This window comes from Nocardiopsis lambiniae (assembly GCF_031845465.1).
Classification (GTDB): domain Bacteria; phylum Actinomycetota; class Actinomycetes; order Streptosporangiales; family Streptosporangiaceae; genus Nocardiopsis; species Nocardiopsis lambiniae.
Genome location: NZ_JAVREP010000009.1, coordinates 215761 through 235013, shown reverse-complemented (window position 1 = coordinate 235013; position 19253 = coordinate 215761). Strand labels below are relative to the sequence as shown.

Sequence of the window (19253 nt, the reverse complement as noted above, 5' to 3'; positions counted from 1 at the left end):
CACTCGCCCCCCCGCCGCGTCCGTGCCGAAGCCCCGGCCCTTCACGAACCCTTCCCGCGTACCGTCCGGGAAGCGCGGTCCTGCTCCGGGGGCCTCGGCTCGCGCCGGGCGGTGCGAAAACGGTCCCGGTAGGCCGAGGGCGTCAGGCCCAGGTGCCGCCAGAACACCCGGCGCAGCGACTCGTCGCTGCCCAGGCCCGAGCGCTCGGCCGCCCCCGTGACGCTCTCCCCGGCCTCCAGCAGCGCGCACGCCGCCTCCAGACGCACCGACTCCACGTGGGCGGCGGGCGTACCGCCCAGGCGCTCGCGGAAGAGTCGGCTCAGGTGACGGGTGCTCATCCCCGCCCGGCCGGCCATGGCCGGCACCGAGTGGTCGCCCGCCGGATCGGCCGCCACCGCGTCCAGGACCGGGCGCAGCACGTCCCGGCGCGGGCGCGAGGTCCGTGCGGCGACCGAGAACTGCGACTGCCCGCCCGGCCGCTGGAGGAAGACCACCAGGTCGCGGGCGACCTCGCGGGCCAGGGCGGATCCCTCGTCCTCCTCCACCAGCGCCAACGACAGGTCCAGGCCGGCGCTGACCCCCGCCGAGGTCAGCACCCGACCGTCACGGACGTAGATCGCGTCAGGTTCGACCCGGACCCGTGGGAAGGTGCGCGCGAGCAGGGCCGTGTGGCGCCAGTGCGTGGTCGCCCGGCGGCCGTCCAGGAGCCCCGCGTCGGCCAGAACGAAGGCCCCCGTGCACACCGAGGCCACACGCTCGCTGCGCCCCGCCAACGCGTCGACCGCCTCCGGCAGTCCCTCGGGCCGGGGACGGCGGGGCAGGTCGGGGGAACCGGGCACGATCAGGGTGTGCGCTTCCCGCACCCGGTGGGCGGCGGCGTCGACCCCCAGGCGGGTGCCCGCGGAGGTGCGCACGTCCCGACCGGTGGGCGAGCAGAGGGACACCGTGTACGCCCCACCCTGCCCGGCCGCCGTGGTGAACACCTCCACGGGGGCGGTCACGTCCAGCAGCCGGACACCGTCATGGACCACCATCACGATGGCGCGTCTGGTCATGCCCCGAGCCTACGGGTCGGGCGTGTCCGAATATGTGGGGTCGTCGTCCCAGAGGACATGGCGACGGACCGTCCCGGACCGGCAGGCTCGGACACGTCCCGCAGGCGCCGGGACGGCCCCGGACGCCGACCACGACCACCGCCCCCGCGAGGAGACCGCGATGACCCGCCCGCCCCTGCCGCCCTTCACCGAGGCCGACGCACGAGCCAAGGTCCAGGCCGCCGAGGACGCATGGAACACCCGCGACCCCCACAAGGTGTCCCTGGCCTACACACCCGACTCCGTCTGGCGCAACCGCGACCGCTTCCTCACCGGGCGGGACCGGATCCGGGACTTCCTGACCGACAAGTGGAAGCGCGAACTCGACTACGCCCTGCGCAAGGAGCTGTGGGCCTTCGGCGCGGACCGCATCGCCGTCCGCTTCCAGTACGAGTGGCACGACGAGCGGGAGCGCTGGTGGCGCAGTTACGGCAACGAGCTGTGGGAGTTCGACGCCCAAGGGCTGATGCGGCGCCGCGAGGCCTCCATCAACGACGTGTCCATCACCGCGCGGGAGCGCCGCATCCTCGGCCCGCGTCCCCGGGACGAGCACGGGGTCCCCTTCCCCCTGGCGTAGCGGTTCTCGGCTCGGGGTCGGGTGTCGCCGGGAGGGAGTCCCCCGGACGATCGGCCGGGGGCCGCGGGGGTGGGGGCGCCGGTGGCGGGAGAACGGATCGTCGCGGGTGACGGCGTACCCGGTGGCGGCGCTCCCCGGGTCGTGGGACCCGTCTCCCCCGAGCACCGCGGCTTCGAGGGGATGGAGGTGCGCCGTCACCGCTTCCGGCCGTTCGTCGGGACGGGCGGGCACAATGCCCCTCAGGCACCACCGGCACCGAGGAGATTCCCATGACCGAGCAGCGCTGCGCCTGGGCGCGTGACGCGTCGGACCTGATGACCGCCTATCACGACGAGGAGTGGGGACGCCCCTCGCACGACGACACGCACCTGTTCGAGATGCTCGTGCTGGAGGGCGCGCAGGCCGGACTGTCCTGGGCCACGGTGCTGAACAAACGCGAGAACTACCGTGCGCTCCTGGACGGGTTCGACTACACGCGGATCGCCGCATACGACGAGGACCGCGAACGGGCCCTGCTGGCCGAGCCCGGCATCATCCGCAACCGGCTCAAGGTCGCCTCCCTGGCCCGCAACGCCCGGGCGTTCCTACGGGTGCGCGAGGAACACGGCACCTTCTCCACCTACCTGTGGTCCTGGGTGGACGGCACCCCCCTGGTCGGCCGGTTCGCCGACCAGGCGGAGGTACCGGCGAGCACCCCGCTGTCCGACCGGGTGAGCAAGGACCTCAAGAAGCGCGGGTTCACGTTCGTGGGCACCACCATCGTCCACTCCTACCTCCAGTCCACGGGGGTGGTGGACGATCACCTGGTGGGCTGCCCGGCCAAACCCGCCGCAGACCCCGAGGCCGTACCGTCCGGCGGGTGAGGGGCGGGGCCTTCGTCACCCGGGGCTGAACCGCCGCCGGCCGGAACCGTCGGCGCGGGACGGTGACCGCCTCAGCGCCCCGCCCCGTCCGCCGGATCGCGGAGGAGGCCGGGAGCGGCGTCGGTGCGCCCCTCGGAACCGTCACGCCCTCCCAGGTCGGCGCGGTTTCGGAAGGGACGGGAAAACACCCGCGACAAGCGCTGCGGACGGTTCCCGCGGCCACTCCCGGGAGTACGGTGCAGGGGAACGGATCACGACGCACGACCGAAAGGGCCGCCCGTGGAGGACATCGATCTGTCACTGGTCGGCGACCTGTACCGCAGGTACCGCACACCGCTGGCGAAGGTCCGCGACGAGCAGCGCGCGTTCCTGCGCGCGACGGCGGGGAGGATGACACCGCAGCTGGACGACCTCGAAGCGGAGATCACCTACCTGCTGCTGCGCGAGAACCGGCCCCAGACCGTGATGGAGCTGGGCACCTTCCACGGTTGGTCCACCACGTGGATCCTGTCGGCGCTGCGTGACAACGGCACCGGGACCCTGCACTCCTTCGACATCGTCGACCATGTGGCCTCGAATGTGCCGAAAGAGCTCGCCGAGGGTCGCTGGCACTTCCACCAGGGCGACATCCGGGAGTCCCTGGACCGGGTGCCGACGGACATCGGCCACCTGTTCGTGGACGCCGCGCACAATGGCCGGTTCGCCCGCTGGTACCTGTCCGAGCTCTTCCCCAAGGTGGCCCCCGGCACCCCGGTGAGCGTCCACGACGTGTTCCACGGCCGACGGGCCCTGCCCTTCACCGAGGGGGCCGTCGTGTTGTCGTGGCTGCGGCGCACCGGCACGGACCACCTGACCGTCTCGCGCCGGCGCGCGCCCGCCTCCTACACGGCGCTCATGGAACTGCGCGAGGAGCTGGGCCTCGGCGAGCCGGTGCGCGACCGCACCCGCAACCCCATGATCTTCTTCCGCATGCCCAAGTCCTGACCGCCCGCCCCGGCCCACGCGGCCGGGGCGGTGCGGGTCACAGGGCGGCGGCCTGGCGGGCCAGTTCGGTGATCCGGTCCCAGTCGGCGGTGGCGACCGCGTCGGCGGGCGTCAGCCAGCTGCCGCCCACACAGCCCACGTTGGGCAGGGCCAGGTAGGTGGGGGCGGAGGCGGACGTGATGCCGCCGGTCGGGCAGAACCGCACCTGCGGCAGCGGCCCGGACAGGGACTTGAGGAAGGCGGCGCCGCCCGCGGCCTCGGCCGGGAAGAACTTCAGTTCCGTGAGACCGCGCTCCAGCAGCGCCATCGCCTCGGAGACGGTGCCGACACCGGCCAGGAACGGCAACCCCGTGTCGGTCATCGCGGAGGCCAGGGTGTCGGTGCAGCCGGGGCTGACCAGGAACCGGGATCCGGCCTTCTCGGCCGCCCGCGCCTGGTCGGGGGTGACCACGGTGCCGGCACCCACCACGGCCTCGGGGACCTCGGCGGCGATCCGCTCGATGGCACCGAGCGCGGCGGGGGTCCGCAACGTCACCTCGATCCCGGGCAGGCCGCCGGCGACCAGCGCGCGGGCGATCGGCACGGCCGTCTCGACGTCGTGCAGGACCACCACCGGCATCACCGGGGCGAGGGCGAGGATGTCGCCGCCCGATCGGGGCGTCGTCGTCATGGAAGGGTTCTCCTGTTCGATCGCGGTCAGTGCCCGAAGACCCCGGCACCGGCCTCGGCGGGGCCGACGGCCGCGCGCAGGGCGGTGAACAGCTCCCGGCCGGTGCCGGTGGAGGAGTCGACGGTCGGGCGGGCGGGCTCACGACCGCTCAGGTCGGCGAGCACCTCCAGGGTGCCGGCGCCGGCGTCGAGGCGGACGATGTCGCCGTCGCGGACGTAGGCGAGCGGGCCGCCCGCCTCGGCCTCCGGGGAGACGTGGATGGCGGCGGGCACCTTGCCCGAGGCGCCGGACATGCGCCCGTCGGTGACCAGGGCCACCTTCTGGCCCCGGTCCTGGAGGACGGCCAGCGGCGGGGTGAGCTTGTGCAGTTCGGGCATGCCGTTGGCGCGCGGTCCCTGGAAGCGCACCACCGCGACGAAGTCACCGGTCAGCTCGCCGGCGGAGAAGGCGGTCTGGAGTTCGGCCTGGTCGGCGAAGACCCGGGCGGGGGCCTCCACCACGTGCCGGGACGGGTCCACGGCGGACACCTTGATGACGGCGCGCCCGAGGTTGCCGTCGAGCATCCGCAGACCGCCGTCGGAGGCGAAGGGGTCATCGGCGCTGCGCAGCACCGAGGTGTCACCGCTCTCCTTGGGGCCGTCGACCCAGGTCAGAACGCCGTCCCGGAGTTCGGGGACCTGGCGGTAGGCGCCCAGTCCCGCGCCCATGACGGTGCGCACGTCCTCGTGGAGCAGCCCGGCGTCGAGCAGGGTCCCGATGAGGAAGGCCATGCCGCCGGCCTCGTGGAAGGCGTTCACGTCGGCGGCGCCGTTGGGGTACATACGGGTGAGCAGCGGCACGATCTCCGACAGTGCGGCGAAGTCGTCCCAGTTCAGCTCGATACCGGCGGCGCGGGCGATGGCCACCAGGTGCAGGGTGTGGTTGGTGGAGCCACCGGTGGCCAGCAGGGAGACCACGGCGTTGACGATGGCGCGCTCGTCGATCTGCTCGCCGAGCGGCGTGTACCCGTCGCCGACGGCGGTGCGGGCCAGGACCCGGCGTCCCACCTCGGCGGTGAGCGCCTCCCGCAGCGGGGTGCCCGGCTGCTCGAAGCTCGCGCCGGGCAGGTGCAGGCCCATGACCTCCATGAGCATCTGGTTGGAGTTGGCGGTGCCGTAGAACGTGCAGGTGCCGGGCGAGTGGTAGGCGGCCGACTCGGCCTGGAGGAGTTCGCGCCGGTCGGCCTTGCCCTCGGCGAAGCGCTGGCGCACCCGCGCCTTGTCCTTGTTGGGCAGACCGGAGGGCATCGGTCCGGCGGGCACGAACGCCACCGGCAGGTGTCCGAAGGCCAGGGAGCCGATGAGCAGGCCGGGCACGATCTTGTCGCACACACCGAGCATGAGGGCGCCGTCGAACATGTCGTGGGACAGGGCGACGGCGGTGGACATGGCGATGACGTCGCGGCTGAACAGGGACAGTTCCATCCCGGCACGGCCCTGGGTGACGCCGTCGCACATGGCGGGCACGCCGCCGGCGAACTGGGCGACGCCCCCCGCCTCGGCCACGGCGGCCTTGATGGTCGCCGGGTAGGCCTCCAGCGGCTGGTGCGCGGAGAGCATGTCGTTGTAGGAGGAGACGATCGCCAGGTTCGGGGTGACGTCCCCGGCGAGGGCGAGTTTGTCGGAGACGCCGCAGGCGGCGAATCCGTGGGCGAGGTTGGCGCAGCCCAGCGCGGTGCGGGCGGGTCCCTGTCCGGCGGCGCCGGCGATCTTGGCCAGGTAGGCGGATCGGGACTCGGCGCTGCGGTCGGCGAGGCGACGGGTGACCTCGGCGACGACAGGGTGGACGGTGGGGATGTGCGCGGTCATCAGGCTTGCTCCTCTTCGTACCACGTACGGCCGGTACGGCCGATGAGCCGGTCGGCGCCCGCGGGGCCGGCGCTCCCGGCCGGATAGGTCTCGGGGACGAGGTCCAGGTCGGACCAGGCGGCGATGACGGGATCCGTCCACCGCCAGGCGGCCTCGACCTCGTCGCGGCGCATGAACAGGGTGGAATCGCCGCTCAGCACGTCCATGAGCAACCGCTCGTAGGCCTCGGGAGAGCGGGTGGCGAACGTGTCGGCGAAGCTGAGCTCCAGCGGGACCGACCGCAACCGCAGCGCGCCCGCGCCGGGGGTCTTGGCCAGCATGGTGAGGTGTATGCCCTCGTCCGGCTGGAGGCGGATGACGAGACTGCCACCGCCGGTCGCGGCGCCGGGGAAGATCGTGTGCGGCACGTCCCGGAACCGGATGACGATCTCCGAGCGGGCGCGGTCCATGCGCTTGCCGGTGCGCAGGTAGAAGGGCACGCCGGCCCAGCGCCAGTTGGCGATCTCGGCGCGCAGCGCCACGTAGGTCTCGGTGGTGCTGTCGGTGGGGCCGCCGGGCTCGTCGAGGTAGCCGAGCACCTCGGTGCCGTGCAGGACACCGCTTCCGTAGCGGCCCCGCACGGTGTCCTCGCGGACGTTCTCGCCGGCGAGGGGCTTGAGGGCTTGGAGGACCTTGAGCTTCTCGTCGCGCACGGCCTCGCGGTCGTAGCTCGCCGGGGGCTCCATGGCGGTCAGGCACAGCAGTTGCAGCAGGTGGTTCTGGACCATGTCGCGCATGGCCCCGGCGGTGTCGTAGTACCCCTTGCGGCCACCGACGCCGACGGTCTCGGCCGCGGTGATCTGCACGTGGTCGATCCACCGGGAGTTCCACAGGGGTTCGAGGAAGACGTTGGCGAAACGCAGCACCAGGAGGTTCTGCACCGTCTCCTTCCCCAGGTAGTGGTCGATCCGGTAGGTCTGCTCCTCGGTGAAGATCGCGCCGACCTCGGCGTTGACGGCCTGCGCGGAGGCGAGGTCGCGGCCCAGGGGCTTCTCCATGACGACCCGGGAGTCGGCGGTGACCAGACCGGCGTCGGCCAGGCCCCGGCAGATGGCACCGGAGATCATCGGCGGGACCGCGAGATAGAAGACGCGGTCGCGGTCGGGGTCGAGGGTGTCGGCCAGCTCGGTCCAGCCGGTGGGGTCGCCGCCGACGTCGACGGTGATGTGGGAGAGCCGGTCCAGGAACCGACGCAGTACAACGGTTTCGGGGACCTGGACGGCGTGGTGGCCCTGGACCGCGGCGTCGGCCTTGTGCCGCAGATCGGCGTCGGTGAGCCCGTCGCGGGAGACCGCGATGACGCGGGTGCTCGGGTGGAGGTGGCCGTCGCGGTCCAGCAGGTACAGGGAGGGCAGGAGTTTGCGCATGGACAGGTCACCGGTGCCACCGAAGACCACCAGATCGGTGGGGCGGGGCGCGGACTGCTGCGGCATGTCGAGGTGCTCCAGCGTGGGGATGAGGTGACGGAAGGGACGGAAAGCGTGCGGGGTTCGCCGAGCCGGAGAGGCGGGAGGTCCTCCGAGCGGCGTGGTCCGTTCGTCCCTTTCGACCTTAAGCCCCGATATGGTAAAAAACCAAGCACACTTCAGAACACTTCTTTACAGAAGATCCCATGTTCGGAAACCTGACCGAGTGGTTGAATGAGATATGGCCAGAACCCCGGGACGCCTGTCCTCCGCTGCCACGACGAGCGGTCATCTCCTGGAGCTCATCCGCACCGGCGCGGCGACCAACCGGTCCGAGCTCTCCCGCGCGACCGGGCTCTCCCGTCCCTCCGTCGCCCTCCGCCTGACCGAGCTCATCGACAGCGGCCTGGTGATCGAGGGCAGCGGCACCGTGTCCAGCGGTGGTCGCCCCCCGTCGCTCCTGGAGTTCAACGCCGACAGCGGACTGCTGCTCACCGCGGCCCTGGGCATGGCGCGCAGCCAGGCCGCCGTCTGCGACCTCAACGGTGAGATCCTCGTCCGCACCCCCGGTTCCCCCAACATGGCCTCGGGCCCCGACGCCACCGTCCCCTGGCTGCTCGAAACCTGGGCCGAGCAGCTCACCTCCCTGGGCCGGGACCGCGCCGAGGTGCGCGGTGCCGGCATCGGCCTGCCCGGCACCGTCGAGTTCCACGCCGGACGCGCCGACGACCGCCCCCTTCTCGGCAAATGGGCCGGCGTGCCGCTGGCCCCGCTCATCGCCGAACGCTTCCCCGTGCCCGTCATGGTCGACAACGACGTGAACGTGATGGCCTTGGGCGAACACCTCGCCGGCGGTCACGGTCACCCCGGCGACATGGTCTTCGTCAAGGTCTCCACCGGTATCGGCGCCGGCCTGATCTCCGGCGGCCGACTACTGCGCGGCGCACTCGGCGCGGCGGGAGAGATCGGCCACATCCCCGTCCGCGACGGCCAGGGACTGCCCTGCCGCTGCGGCAACACCGACTGTCTGGAGGCCGTCGCGGGCGGTCCACGTCTGCTGGAGCTCGCCGCGGAGGAGGGCCGGGAACTCGACAGCATCAAGGAGTTGATCGCCTTGGCCGCGGCGGGGGATCCGGTCGCGGTGACGCTCGTCCGCGATGCCGGCCGACGGCTCGGCGAGGCCCTCGCCGGGGCCGTCAACCTGCTCAACCCCGAGGTCGTCGTGCTCGGCGGAGACCTGTCCGAGGCCTACGACCACCTGGTCGCGGGGGTGCGGGAGATGGTGTTCCAGCGGTGCACCGCGCTGGCCACCCGGCAGTTGCGGGTGGTGGCCAGCAGTCTGTGGGACGACGCGGGGGTGCGTGGCTGCGCGGCCATGGTGGCCGAGGAGATCCTCTCCCCCGAAGCGGTGAACAAATTCCTGGCGGGATAGATCCCACCCCGAGGGGAAGACCCCTCTCGGCGGTCCCGCACCGGGCCCACCGACCGTGACCGACGGCGCCCCCGCGCGCCACCCCTCCACCTGCGACGACGCCGTCGCCTCCGTGCCGCGTGCCCGCGACGGCACTTGACAAGCACCCCCTGCGTGCCGAATAGTCACCCACCACCCGGCCCCGCTACCGCACGCCTCCCCGCCCCCCACCGTGCGGATCCCCGCCCGGAAAGGTCTCCGAACCCGTGCCAGACGTCCTAGCGAACCCGATCGTCCTGATCCTGCTCGGCGCCGTGATCAGCCTGGTCACCAGCGTCGTCGTGACCGGCTTCCAGGCCCGTCTGCTGCGCCGGAACGAGGTCCGCGAGGCCTCCCGGGCCTCGGCCCGTCGGCTCACCAGCACCTTCATCGCCGAGCGCGACTCCTCCGACACCACGGACGGTTTCCTCGCCGAGGCCGAGATGACGGTCATGTCGATGACCGAACGCAAGACGCGGGAGCGACTCACCTCCATCCTGCGCCTCCTGCGCGAGCGTGCGATGCCCGAACTGGAGGAGCTGAGCGGTGTCCGGGCCGACCGGGCGCGCCTGCTGCTGTGCGAGCACGCCTTGGAGGTACTGGGCGCCCACCTGCGTTCCGAGCGACTGCCCGAGACGCCCGCCGAGGTCAAGCAGATGCTGCGCGTGGAGGAGGAGGCGCTCAACATCCGCTCGGGTGACAAGGCGCTCCCGGTCGCCCCCGCCGAACCCATCACCAAGAGCCAGGTCACCCCGCGCCCCCGGCACACCGGGGCCAAGGCCCCGAGTGCCTCGGCTGCTTCGGGTACCTCCGGGACCTCCCGCAAGAACACCAAGACGACCGGCCGGACCACCGCCAAGTCCGCGGCCAAGACCACCGCCGCGACCGACGAGCAGCCCGGCAAGGACAGCGCGTTCTGGGACGACTGATCCCGGCGCACGGATCGTTCGTACCGAACCCCCCTGACCCGCCGCCCGTGCCAAGGCTTGGTCAGGGAGGCGGGTCGGAAGTGCTCTTTGCGGGCATCGGTGAGAAAGTCGGGCATGCGAGCGTCGACCGACGGCGCATACCGGCGAAAGTTGTGCGGCGCAATTGTGGTCACCAGCCCCGCGCTCGGACATCTTGAGCGCGCACTCCGCGAGAACTTCACCTAGGATCACCACCACACGCGGGTTCCCCCGTCGACGGCCGTGCCCTCCCCTCGGCGCATCCTCGTCCCCCGAGGTCACCGCCCGTCGCACCGCCACCGCCCATGGCATCCCGCGATCAGATCACGCGCGACCTCCGCCCTCCCCCGGACACGGACTCACGGCCCTCCCTTGGGGCCGGTGTCCGACCGTTGGCACGTCCCGCCGTCCGAACTCACCGAGATTGCACGATGACCGCTGACGAGAACGTCTCCGCCACAGCAGGAGCGGACACCCTGCCGGAACCCGAAAAGGGTCCGGCGCACACCACCGAACGGGCCGGGGAACCCCCCGACCCGGAACCGTCCGTGACGGAGTCCGGTGGCGGGATCGACCCCACCACCGAGAACGGGCCCCGGCAGGACCCGGAGCCCGTGCCCGGTCCGGAACCCGCGCGGGGCCCGAAACGCGCCGAGCCGGTCTGGCGGATCGGCCGCTCCGGCCGGCTGGAGCGGGTCGGGGACGCACCGGACGACGGCTACGACGAGGACGACGTGATGGCCCTCGTCAACGCCACCGCGACCACCGGCGCGCGAGCCGGGAACGACGCGCCCGGGCTGAGGCACGCGTCCGGACCGAAGCACGCGTCCGAGAACGACGGCACCGATGACGCGAAGGCCGACGCGCCCTCCTCGGCACAGGCGACCGGTCGGGCCGCCGAGCACGGGGAACCGGACCCGCCCGCGGGGGCCGGCGGGTCCGGCGGTTCCGGCGGCGAAGGCCCTCCGAACGCCCCCGTCCCGGCCGCTCCCGGGGGCGGAGGAGGGGACGGACGCCGCCGACGACGCCTGCGGCGGGCCGTGGCGTGGACCGCGGCCGGGCTGGCCGTGGTGCTGACCGCCGGGGTCGCCACCGCCTACGGCTACTATCACTCGCTGCGTTCCGGCATGGTGCGGCACGATCTGGAGGCCGCCCTCGACGAGGGCGAACGCCCGGAGAAGATCAACGACGCGGTCAACATCCTCTTCATGGGATCGGACGGGTACGAGGAGGGCAGCACCGCCTACAGCAGCGAGTTCGAGGGCGAGCGTTCGGACTCGATCATGCTGGCGCACATCTCGCCGGACGACCGCGTCTCGGTGATCAGCTTCCCCAGGGACTCCCTGGTGGACCTGCCGCAGTGCGACCCCTACGGCACCGCGCAGGGGACCTACGGCTACTTCGGGATGATCAACGCCGCCATGTACCACGGCGGTCCGCCGTGCGTGGTCCGCACCATCGAGACGCTCACCGACATCCGTGTCGACCACTTCGTGCACCTGAGCTTCATGAGCTTCCGGGACGTGGTGGACGCCATCGGCGGAGTCGACATCTGCATCCCCGAACCGATCAAGGACGAACGCTCCAAGCTCGACCTGGACGCCGGGGAACAGACCCTCGACGGGGACCAGGCGCTGTCGTTCGTCCGGGCCCGTTACGAGATCGGCGACGGCGGTGACATCGGCCGGATCGACCGCCAGCAGATGTTCATGGCCGCGCTGGCCGACCAGGCCATGCGGGGCGAGGTCCTGGGCAACCCGAGCAGGCTGCACGGCATTCTGACGGCGGTGGCCCAGCACAGCGCGACCGACGAGCAGCTCACCCTGGACCGGATGCTGTCGATCGCGGTGTCGCTGTCCGACGTGGACCTGAGCGACATCGAGTTCCACACCGTGCCCTGGTACCAGGCCCCCTTCGACCCCAACCGCATCCTCTGGTACGAGGACCGGGCCGCGGAACTGTTCGAGGCGGTGCGCGAGGACCGGCCGCTGCCGTCGCTCGTGGCGGCCGACGACGCGCCGGTGCCGTTGGAGCCGCCGGGCGCCTCCCCGAGCGCGGTGGACTCCCCCAGTGCCGTGGCCTCGCCGTCGCCGGACCTTCCGGCCGCCCGCGCCGGCGAGGGGCGCGACGCCACCTCCGACCCGTGTTCCGACGGTCTGGGTTTCGGTACGAACGAAGAGTTCGAGTAGACGACGAGAAGCGGCCCCGGACGCCCATGGGCGTCCGGGGCCGCGGTGCGCCCGGGGCGACGGTGATCCCGCTCCCGCGTCGTGCGCCGAGGAACCCCCACAGTCCTTCGGTGTCACCCGCGCGGGCGGATCCCGCTCATCGCCCCGGGCGGTGTGCGCCCGCCACGACCCGCGGGCGCACTATCCGGTGAGGCTTCAGACGAGGTCGCCGATCGGGGCGTCGGCCACGGTGGGCTCACCCAGGGCGGGCAGGCCGTTCACGCCGACCAGGTCGCCGCCGACGGAGTCGGTGGCGGGCAGGGTCGCGGGCAGGTCGGTCGGCGCGGGCAGGGCGAGCAGGTCGTTCGCGGCGGCGTCCTCGACCAGCACGGCGGCGTCGTCCCCGAGGACCACGGCGGGCAGCTCCGACAGCGTGTCGTCGGGGGCCGCCTGGGGCAGCACGCCGTCGACCGGCAGGGCGTCCGCGATGGGAAGGTCGTCGGTGAGGTACAGCTCGGGCAGGCCGCCGACGGGCGCGGACTGGGGCAGGGTGACGGCGTCGGAGCCCAGGACCAGGTCGGAGACGATGTCCGCGGCACCGCCGCTGAGGTCGGTGTTCTGGCCGGTGACGGGCAGGACCGGGCCGTTCATCGGGACGACCGCGCCCAGGTCGGCGGCGTCCAGGTCGGTCAGCCCGGCACCGGTCTCGTGGGTGCCCCGGCCGACGGCCGCGCCCAGCTCGTTCACGGTGCCGTCGAGCTGCCCGGCCACGCCCTCCATGGACAGCGGGCTCTGGGCGGGGTGGCTCAGCGGCAGCGCGCCGCCGGTGTTCGGACCGACCGCGTCGAGCAGGCCCAGCCCACCGAGCCCGTCGAGGAGGCCCAGCCCACCGACCGCACCACCCAACGGGTCGCTCTGCGGAACGGTCGGCGCGGACAACGGCAGCAGACCGCCGGTACCCAGGCCGAGCCCGTCGAGCAGGCCCAACCCACCGACCGCGCCACCCAACGGGTCGCTCTGCGGAACGGTCGGAACGTCCACGGGCAGGGATCCGGTGACGGCGTCCAGCCCGAGGTCGGTGCTGTTGCCGTCGAGGGCGACGGGGGCGTCGGCGGGCAGGGAGTCGGTGAGCGCGTCGGTCACGGGGGTGACGGCGCCGCTCTGGGGCACGGTGGGAACGCCCGCGGGCAGGGCGTCGGTGACCCCCGAGCCCTCGACGGCGTCGAACACGGGGGCGAGCTCGGACGTGGAGGCGCCCAGGGGCGAGCCGGTCACCGGGGCGGAGTTGTGCTGGACGTCGGGGGCCGCGGAGATGGTTCCGGGCTGCACCTTGGCCAGGTCGCCGACCGGAGAGCCGATGCCCTCGGTGAGGACGGCGGGCAACTGCCCGCCCAGGTCGTTCAGGGGAAGGCCGTCGGTGACACCGCCGAGGGTGTCGGCGCCGGCGATGCCGGAGCCGAAGGCGATGAATCCCGCCGCGCCGGCGGCCACCAGCAGGGTCTTGGCTGAAGTGCGGGCGGTGGTGTACATGAGTGTCCTTCCGAGGTGGCCGCGTGGTGCGGCTCGTGATGTGTCCTGTCGAGTGGGCGGTGGGCGGGTGTCGGTTCCCACCGCCCGGGGAGAGCCCCTCCCCTGGCCAAGAAGGAGGTGCTCGGTTTCTCAGTGATCGACCTGGCGGGCCGTCGACTGATGTGAACCTCGCGAGGACGCGCGGCTCACATCAATCCCCAGAAGGGTGCGGACGGGGTCGCTCACCGTGAGGGACCATGGGCGTTCCGCGGCTGGGAAGGGTGTGCCAGGAATGGTCGACGTGCGACCGGGAACGCCGCTCTAGTCGGGTGAGAAGGTGGGCTCGTCGGCGTCCTCGGCCGGAACCGAGCGCAGGACGTGCCAGGCGGCCTGGACGAGGCCGGGAGCCGGGGCCGGAGCCGCGGAGGCGGGCAGGTAGCCCGCGAAGAACGCGCCGCCCTGGGCGACCCCGGAGGGGGCGGCCGAAGCGGCGGAGGTGGTGCCGCCGGTGACGCCGAGCGGAGCCGAGGCGACCGTGCCGCCGGCGTCGGCGGTCCGCACCGGGGTGTCGCCCTCGACGAAGGGCGGTACGGCGGTGACCCGGACGACCGGAACGTCCGGCGCGACCTCGGTGATCCCGGTGGCTCCGCTGTCGGCGACGCGTTCCGGCGCGGGGACGTCGTCCCGTTCGGCGGACGGCACGGTCTCCACGGCGGTGTCCGGCGGGACGACCTCGGACGGTCCGGCGATCGGGACCTCCGCGATGGGCGCGGTGACGACCTGTCGCACGGCCTCGTCGAGGTGGCGGGCGACGTCCTCGGTTCCGGCGGGCGCCTGCGGCGTCGCGGCCGTGGACTCCTCCAGGACCGCCCGGGTCCGTTCGACCTCGGCGCCGACCGTGGAGACGGTCTCGGTCAGCGGTCGTCCGAGTTCGGCGACGGCCGCACCGTGGCGCGGATCGACGACCCCGACGGGTACCGTGACATCGGCGCCCGGTCCCTCCGCGGCCCCGGCCGGCTCGGCGCCGGCCAGCCACAGGGCGCACAGCACGCCCGCCACCAGAGCGGCGAGCAGAAGCGCCCGACGCACCGGTGCGGGGCACACGACGGAGCGGGCGCCGTGAGCGCTCGCGATGCCGTGGGCTGTGAACACCGGGGTTCCTTCCGTGGACGGGGAGCCGGGAGCGCGATGGGGGCCGGGCCTCCGGTGTCGTGGACACCTGGGCATCGCGGGCTCGTCGGGGGGTCGGACGCGGAGTCCGGGAGACCCTTCCTGCGTCGACTGACGGCGACGTTAGCATGAATTGGGGAGGCCGTGGCTCGATTCCGCGGCAATTCCCGCCCAGGTGAGATGGCGTCTGTACGGACAGATGTGGCAAACCGGGAAAAAAACAACGACAATTCATCTATATACGTCCGAGGAAAAGCACGCATTGCGAGACCGCCCGATCGGCTCTGCGGAGGTTGACCCACACATGACCGAACTCCCCCAGAGTCCCCGGCTGTCCCCCGGCCACCTGGAAGACCTCCTCACCGATGCGCACGGCCGGCATCGGGACATGTCCGACCAGGCCAGAATGCGCTCCCTGCTCCAAGCGGTGCTCACCATCGGGGGCGACCTCGATCTGGCGACCGTGCTGCGCCGGCTCACCGAGATGGCCGCCCAACTGGTCGGCGCCCGTTACGCCGGTCTGGGGGTGATCGACGGGGACGGTGGTTTCAGTGAGTTCATCCCGGTGGGGATCGGCCGGGAACAGGCCGAACGGATCTCCCGGTTCCCCCACGGCAAAGGCGTCCTGGGCGCACCCCTGCACGACCGTTCCCCGTTGCGTCTGGCGGACCTGCGCGATCACCCCGATTTCGGGGGTTTTCCCGACGGGCACCCGCCCATGTCGAGCTTCCTCGGGGTGCCCATCCAGGTGCGGGACGAGATCTTCGGAAACCTGTACCTGACCGAGAAGGCCGACGGCGGCGAGTTCGACGAGGACGACGAGTCGGTCGTCCTCGCACTCGCCACGGCCGCCGGGGTGGCCATCGAGAACGCCCGCCTGTACGAGGAGGCGCGGCTGCGCGAACGGTGGTTGGCCGCCTCCACCGAGATCACCACGCGTCTGCTCTCCGGGGCCGCCACCGGGGAGGTACTGACCTACATGGCCGCGCAGGCGCGCGAGATCGGCGGCGCGGACACCGCCGTGATCCTGCTGCCGGACCCTCGTGCCCGGGACCACCTGTTCGCGGAGATCGCCGACGGCCCCATCGCGCAGGAGATCCTGGGCACCCCCGTGGAGATCCACGGAACCGGGTGCGGTCGGGTCTACGAGTCGGGAGAGCCGATGAGCATCCCCGACCTGCGGCTGGTCGACTGCCCGATGCTCACCCAGCGCGGTTACGGCCCGGGGCTGCTGGTGCCGTTGGGCACCCCCGGGAACACGCGGGGGGTCCTGCTGCTCGGGAAACTGTCGGAGCGGGCGCCGTTCCCCTCGACGGTACGCCGGATGCTGCACTCCTTCTCGGTCCAGGCGGGCATCGCGCTCGAACTGGCCGAGGCCCGTCAGGACACCGAACGGCTGGTGGTGCTGGAGGAGCGCGACCGGATCGCCAAGGACCTGCACGACGTGGTCATCCAGCGGTTGTTCGCGTCGGCGATGACGCTGATGAGCACGATGCGGCTGATCTCGTCCCAGGAGGCGGGGGAACGGGTGCAGCGCACCATAGACGAACTCGACGCCACGATCAGGGAGATCCGCTCGACGATCTTCGCGCTCCAGAATCCGCCGAGCCGGCAGGACACCTCGTTGCGCGGACGCATCCTCAAACTCGCCGAGAACACCGCCTACAGCCTGGGGTGCCACCCCGGGGTGAGCCTGGACGGGCCGATCGACGCGTCGGTACCGGACGAGGTCGGAGAGCAGTTGCTGGCGGTCCTCGGGGAGTCGCTCAGCAACGTCGCCCGACACGCGCGGGCCACGGAGGTGCACGTCTCGGTCACGGTGGAGGAGACCGCGACGACCGGTCGGCCCACCACGCTGACGCTCACCGTGACCGACAACGGGGTGGGGCTGCCCGAGGAGGGGCGGCGCAGCGGACTGCGCAACATGGACGAACGGGCCCGCGCGTTGGGCGGTGGTTTCTCCGCGCGGCGCGGGGAGACCGGCGGCACGGTGCTCACCTGGAAGGTGCCGGTGCCCGACGACGGGACACCCCCGTTCGACACGTTCCACTGACGGTCGAAGGCCGTCCGCGGAGGGCCGTGGGGACGACGGGCGGGCGAGGAGGCCGCCCCGGCGGCGACCGTGCCTCGAACCCGGTCGCCGTTCTCCGGGAGCCCGGTCGCGCCGCAGGCCACGGCCTCCCGCGGGGGCGGCGGGCGGGCGCACGAGTCAGTAGCGACGGCCCCGCAGTTCGGCGACCAGGACGGCGGCCTGGGTGCGACGCTTGAGGTCGAGCTTGGACAGCAGGGCCGACACGTAGTTCTTGACGGTCTTCTCCGCCAGGTAGAGGCGTTCGCCGATCTGACGGTTGGTCATCCCCTCGCCGATGAGGTCGAGGATCTGGCGCTCCTGCGGCGTGAGCTCGGCCAACGGGTCGGGTTCGGCCTGGGCGCCGCGCAGCCGCTCCATCATGGCGCCGGTGCTGCCGGAGTCGAGCAGGGAGCCGCCGGAGGCGACGGTGCGCACGGCGCCCACGAGGTCGGCGCCGTGGATCTGCTTGAGCACGTACCCGGCGGCCCCGGCCATGACGGCGTCGTACAGGGCGTCCTCGTCGGCGAACGAGGTGAGCATGAGGCAGGCGATCTCGGGGTGATCGGAGCGGATCTCCCGGCACACCTGGACGCCCGAACCGCCGGGCAGGCGCACGTCGAGGACGGCGACGTCGGGTACCACGACGGGGATGCGGGCCAACGCCTGTTCGGCGGTGCCGGCCTCACCGACGACGGTCATGTCCTCCTCGGTCTCCAGCAGGGCCGCGACCCCGCGTCGGACCACCTCGTGGTCGTCCACGAGGAACACCCTGATCGGCTTCCGAGCGTTCTCGGGTGCACCGCCCGTCATCCCGTTCATCCTCATTCCTGTGCCATCCCCGCATCACCGCGCCTCGGACACGTCTCCGGGATAGACGGTAGTACGTGCGCGGGGCCACGCGGGGGCCTTATGACACAGAACTCCTCCGACAAAGGTCCTGCACACGGACATATCACCCAAGATGAGGGCGAAAACTCCGAAGCGGTCCGGTCTCAGGGGCGGCGCTCCGACCACGGTCGCGCGAGTTCCAGCGCGCGACAGGCCGCCAGGACCCGGGCGTCCGCGTGACGCGGGCCCACCACCTGGAGCCCCACCGGCAGTCCCGCCGACGTGAACCCGCACGGCACGCTCGCCGCCGGTTGCTGGGTCATGTTGAACGGGTGGCTGAACCCCGCCCACGCCGTCCACCGCTCCCCCGCGAGTTCCGGCGGGCACTCCCGACCGGCTTCGAACGCCGGGAACGGGGTCGCCGGGGTGAGCAACAGGTCGTGCTCCGTGTGGAAGCGCCCCATCCGGGCGCCCATCTCCATGCGCGACGCCATCGCGGTCAGGTAGTCCTGCGCCGAGAAGGCGAGCCCCTCCTCGATGATCTCCCGCAGTCCCGGGTCCAGCAGGTCGCGGTCGGGGCCGGTGACGCGCTCGGTGGCCTTGGCCGCGCCCGCGTACCACAGCACGTGGAACTCCCATCGGGCGTCGGGCAGCCCCGGGTCGGCCTCCACCACGTGCGCGCCCAGGTCGGACAGGACGTCGGCGGCAGCGAGGACCGCCGCCGTCACCTCCGGGTCCACGGCGAGCCCGCCCAGGGTGGGGGCCAGCGCGATCCGCGTCCCCCGGATCAGGTCCCCGGGTTCGGTGCGCAGGCGCACATCGCCCAGGCCCGGCCCCGGCGGGGCCAGCGCGGCCCAGTCCCGGTGGTCGGATCCGGTCATGACCTCCAGCATGAGCGCGGTGTCGCCGACGGTACGGGTCATCGGCCCGGTGTGGGCGAGCGAGCCGAAGGGGCTGGCCGGATAGTGCGGGACCAGCCCCCAGGTCGGCTTGATCCCGACGATTCCGCTGAAGGACGCGGGAATGCGGATGGAGCCGCCGCCGTCGGTCCCCGTGGCCATCGGGACCATACCGGCGGCCACGGCTGCCGCCGAACCGCCGCTGGACCCGCCCGGGGTGGTCGCCGGGTCCCACGGGTTGCGGGTGACTCCGGTGAGCGGGGAGTCGGTGACGGCCTTCCAGGCCAGTTCGGGGGTGGTGGTCTTGCCCACGAAGATCGCGCCGGCCTCCCGGAGCCGGGCGACGGCGGGGGAGTCCTCCTCCCAGGGGCCCTCCGACGGCGTGGTCAGGGAACCCTTGAGGGTGGGATGACCGCGCAGCAGGTGCACGTCCTTGACCGCGACGGGGACCCCGTCCAGCGGGCCGACCGGCGCACCGCGCTCCCAACGCTCGGCGGAGGCCCGGGCGGCGGCGCGCGCCTCGTCGGCCAGGACCAGGCAGAAGGCGTTGAGGCCGGGATCGTCGCGGTCGATGCGGGCCAGCGCCGCGTCGACCGCGGTCACCGGGGAACCCTCCCCGGTGGCGTAGTCGGCCAGCAGACGCTCGGCGGAGACGTCGGTCGCGGTGGCGGGAACGGGTGCGCGTCCGTCGGTCGCGGCCCGGTCGGAACGTAGCGTCACTTCGGCCTCCC

The 19253-nt window shown here is 72.5% G+C and carries 15 protein-coding genes; 7 read left to right on the top strand and 8 right to left on the bottom strand.

Annotated features, from left to right (window positions below; translation table 11 throughout):
* Positions 1 to 41 precede the first annotated feature (41 nt).
* Positions 42 to 1055 carry a GlxA family transcriptional regulator gene (locus RM479_RS15740; protein ID WP_311512467.1) on the bottom strand — a complete coding sequence of 338 codons (1014 nt, stop codon included), beginning with the start codon at positions 1053 to 1055 and terminating at the stop codon, positions 42 to 44.
* A 160-nt stretch (positions 1056 to 1215) separates the two neighbouring features.
* Here RM479_RS15740 and RM479_RS15735 point away from each other — a divergent pair, with 160 nt between their 5' ends.
* The 3 genes from RM479_RS15735 (at position 1216) to RM479_RS15725 (ending at position 3518) form a co-directional block, all read left to right on the top strand.
* Positions 1216 to 1671 (top strand): nuclear transport factor 2 family protein, encoded by a 456-nt coding sequence (locus RM479_RS15735; protein WP_311512466.1) that lies wholly within the window; start codon positions 1216 to 1218, stop codon positions 1669 to 1671.
* A 269-nt stretch (positions 1672 to 1940) separates the two neighbouring features.
* The gene (locus RM479_RS15730) at positions 1941 to 2534 is read left to right on the top strand and encodes a DNA-3-methyladenine glycosylase I (RefSeq protein WP_311512465.1); all 594 of its coding nucleotides are present in this window, start codon (positions 1941 to 1943) and stop codon (positions 2532 to 2534) included.
* A gap of 279 nt (positions 2535 to 2813) precedes the next feature.
* The gene (locus tag RM479_RS15725; RefSeq protein ID WP_311512464.1) at positions 2814 to 3518 is read left to right on the top strand and encodes a class I SAM-dependent methyltransferase; all 705 of its coding nucleotides are present in this window, start codon (positions 2814 to 2816) and stop codon (positions 3516 to 3518) included.
* A 37-nt stretch (positions 3519 to 3555) separates the two neighbouring features.
* Here the strand turns inward: RM479_RS15725 and RM479_RS15720 are convergent, their stop codons facing one another.
* The 3 genes from RM479_RS15720 to zwf are packed head-to-tail and all read right to left on the bottom strand — an operon-like array spanning position 3556 to position 7507.
* Positions 3556 to 4188, bottom strand: a complete 633-nt coding sequence (locus RM479_RS15720; protein ID WP_274811745.1) for a bifunctional 4-hydroxy-2-oxoglutarate aldolase/2-dehydro-3-deoxy-phosphogluconate aldolase — start codon at positions 4186 to 4188, stop codon at positions 3556 to 3558.
* A 26-nt stretch (positions 4189 to 4214) separates the two neighbouring features.
* The gene (gene edd / locus RM479_RS15715; RefSeq protein ID WP_311512463.1) at positions 4215 to 6035 is read right to left on the bottom strand and encodes a phosphogluconate dehydratase; all 1821 of its coding nucleotides are present in this window, start codon (positions 6033 to 6035) and stop codon (positions 4215 to 4217) included.
* Positions 6035 to 7507, bottom strand: coding sequence for a glucose-6-phosphate dehydrogenase (gene zwf / locus RM479_RS15710; protein ID WP_311512462.1), 1473 nt, complete (start codon positions 7505 to 7507; stop codon positions 6035 to 6037). The genes edd and zwf overlap by 1 nt, the downstream gene beginning before the upstream one ends.
* 214 nt (positions 7508 to 7721) lie before the next feature.
* Here zwf and RM479_RS15705 point away from each other — a divergent pair, with 214 nt between their 5' ends.
* From RM479_RS15705 to RM479_RS15695, 3 genes are all read left to right on the top strand, one after another.
* A complete protein-coding gene (locus RM479_RS15705) occupies positions 7722 to 8912 on the top strand; it encodes an ROK family transcriptional regulator (RefSeq protein ID WP_311512461.1) in 1191 nt (396 codons plus the stop codon).
* A 245-nt stretch (positions 8913 to 9157) separates the two neighbouring features.
* Positions 9158 to 9859: a hypothetical protein gene (locus RM479_RS15700; RefSeq protein ID WP_311512460.1), complete on the top strand. Its 702-nt coding sequence runs from the start codon at positions 9158 to 9160 to the stop codon at positions 9857 to 9859.
* A 449-nt stretch (positions 9860 to 10308) separates the two neighbouring features.
* Positions 10309 to 12066: an LCP family glycopolymer transferase gene (locus RM479_RS15695; RefSeq protein WP_311512459.1), complete on the top strand. Its 1758-nt coding sequence runs from the start codon at positions 10309 to 10311 to the stop codon at positions 12064 to 12066.
* 195 nt (positions 12067 to 12261) lie between these two features.
* Here RM479_RS15695 and RM479_RS15690 read toward each other — a convergent pair whose 3' ends face one another.
* Entirely contained in the window at positions 12262 to 13575 is a 1314-nt protein-coding gene (locus tag RM479_RS15690) for a hypothetical protein (protein ID WP_311512458.1), read from the bottom strand.
* 300 nt (positions 13576 to 13875) lie between these two features.
* The gene (locus RM479_RS15685) at positions 13876 to 14706 is read right to left on the bottom strand and encodes a hypothetical protein (protein ID WP_311512457.1); all 831 of its coding nucleotides are present in this window, start codon (positions 14704 to 14706) and stop codon (positions 13876 to 13878) included.
* Positions 14707 to 15028: 322 nt separating this feature from the next.
* Between RM479_RS15685 and RM479_RS15680 the strand changes: the two genes are divergently transcribed.
* Positions 15029 to 16777: a sensor histidine kinase gene (locus RM479_RS15680; RefSeq protein WP_274811753.1), complete on the top strand. Its 1749-nt coding sequence runs from the start codon at positions 15029 to 15031 to the stop codon at positions 16775 to 16777.
* A 156-nt stretch (positions 16778 to 16933) separates the two neighbouring features.
* Here RM479_RS15680 and RM479_RS15675 read toward each other — a convergent pair whose 3' ends face one another.
* A complete protein-coding gene (locus RM479_RS15675) occupies positions 16934 to 17605 on the bottom strand; it encodes a response regulator (protein WP_274811754.1) in 672 nt (223 codons plus the stop codon).
* Positions 17606 to 17787: 182 nt separating this feature from the next.
* On the bottom strand, positions 17788 to 19242 hold the full coding sequence (locus RM479_RS15670) for an amidase (protein ID WP_311512456.1): 1455 nt from the start codon (positions 19240 to 19242) through the stop codon (positions 17788 to 17790).
* Between the last annotated feature and the right edge of the window lie 11 nt (positions 19243 to 19253).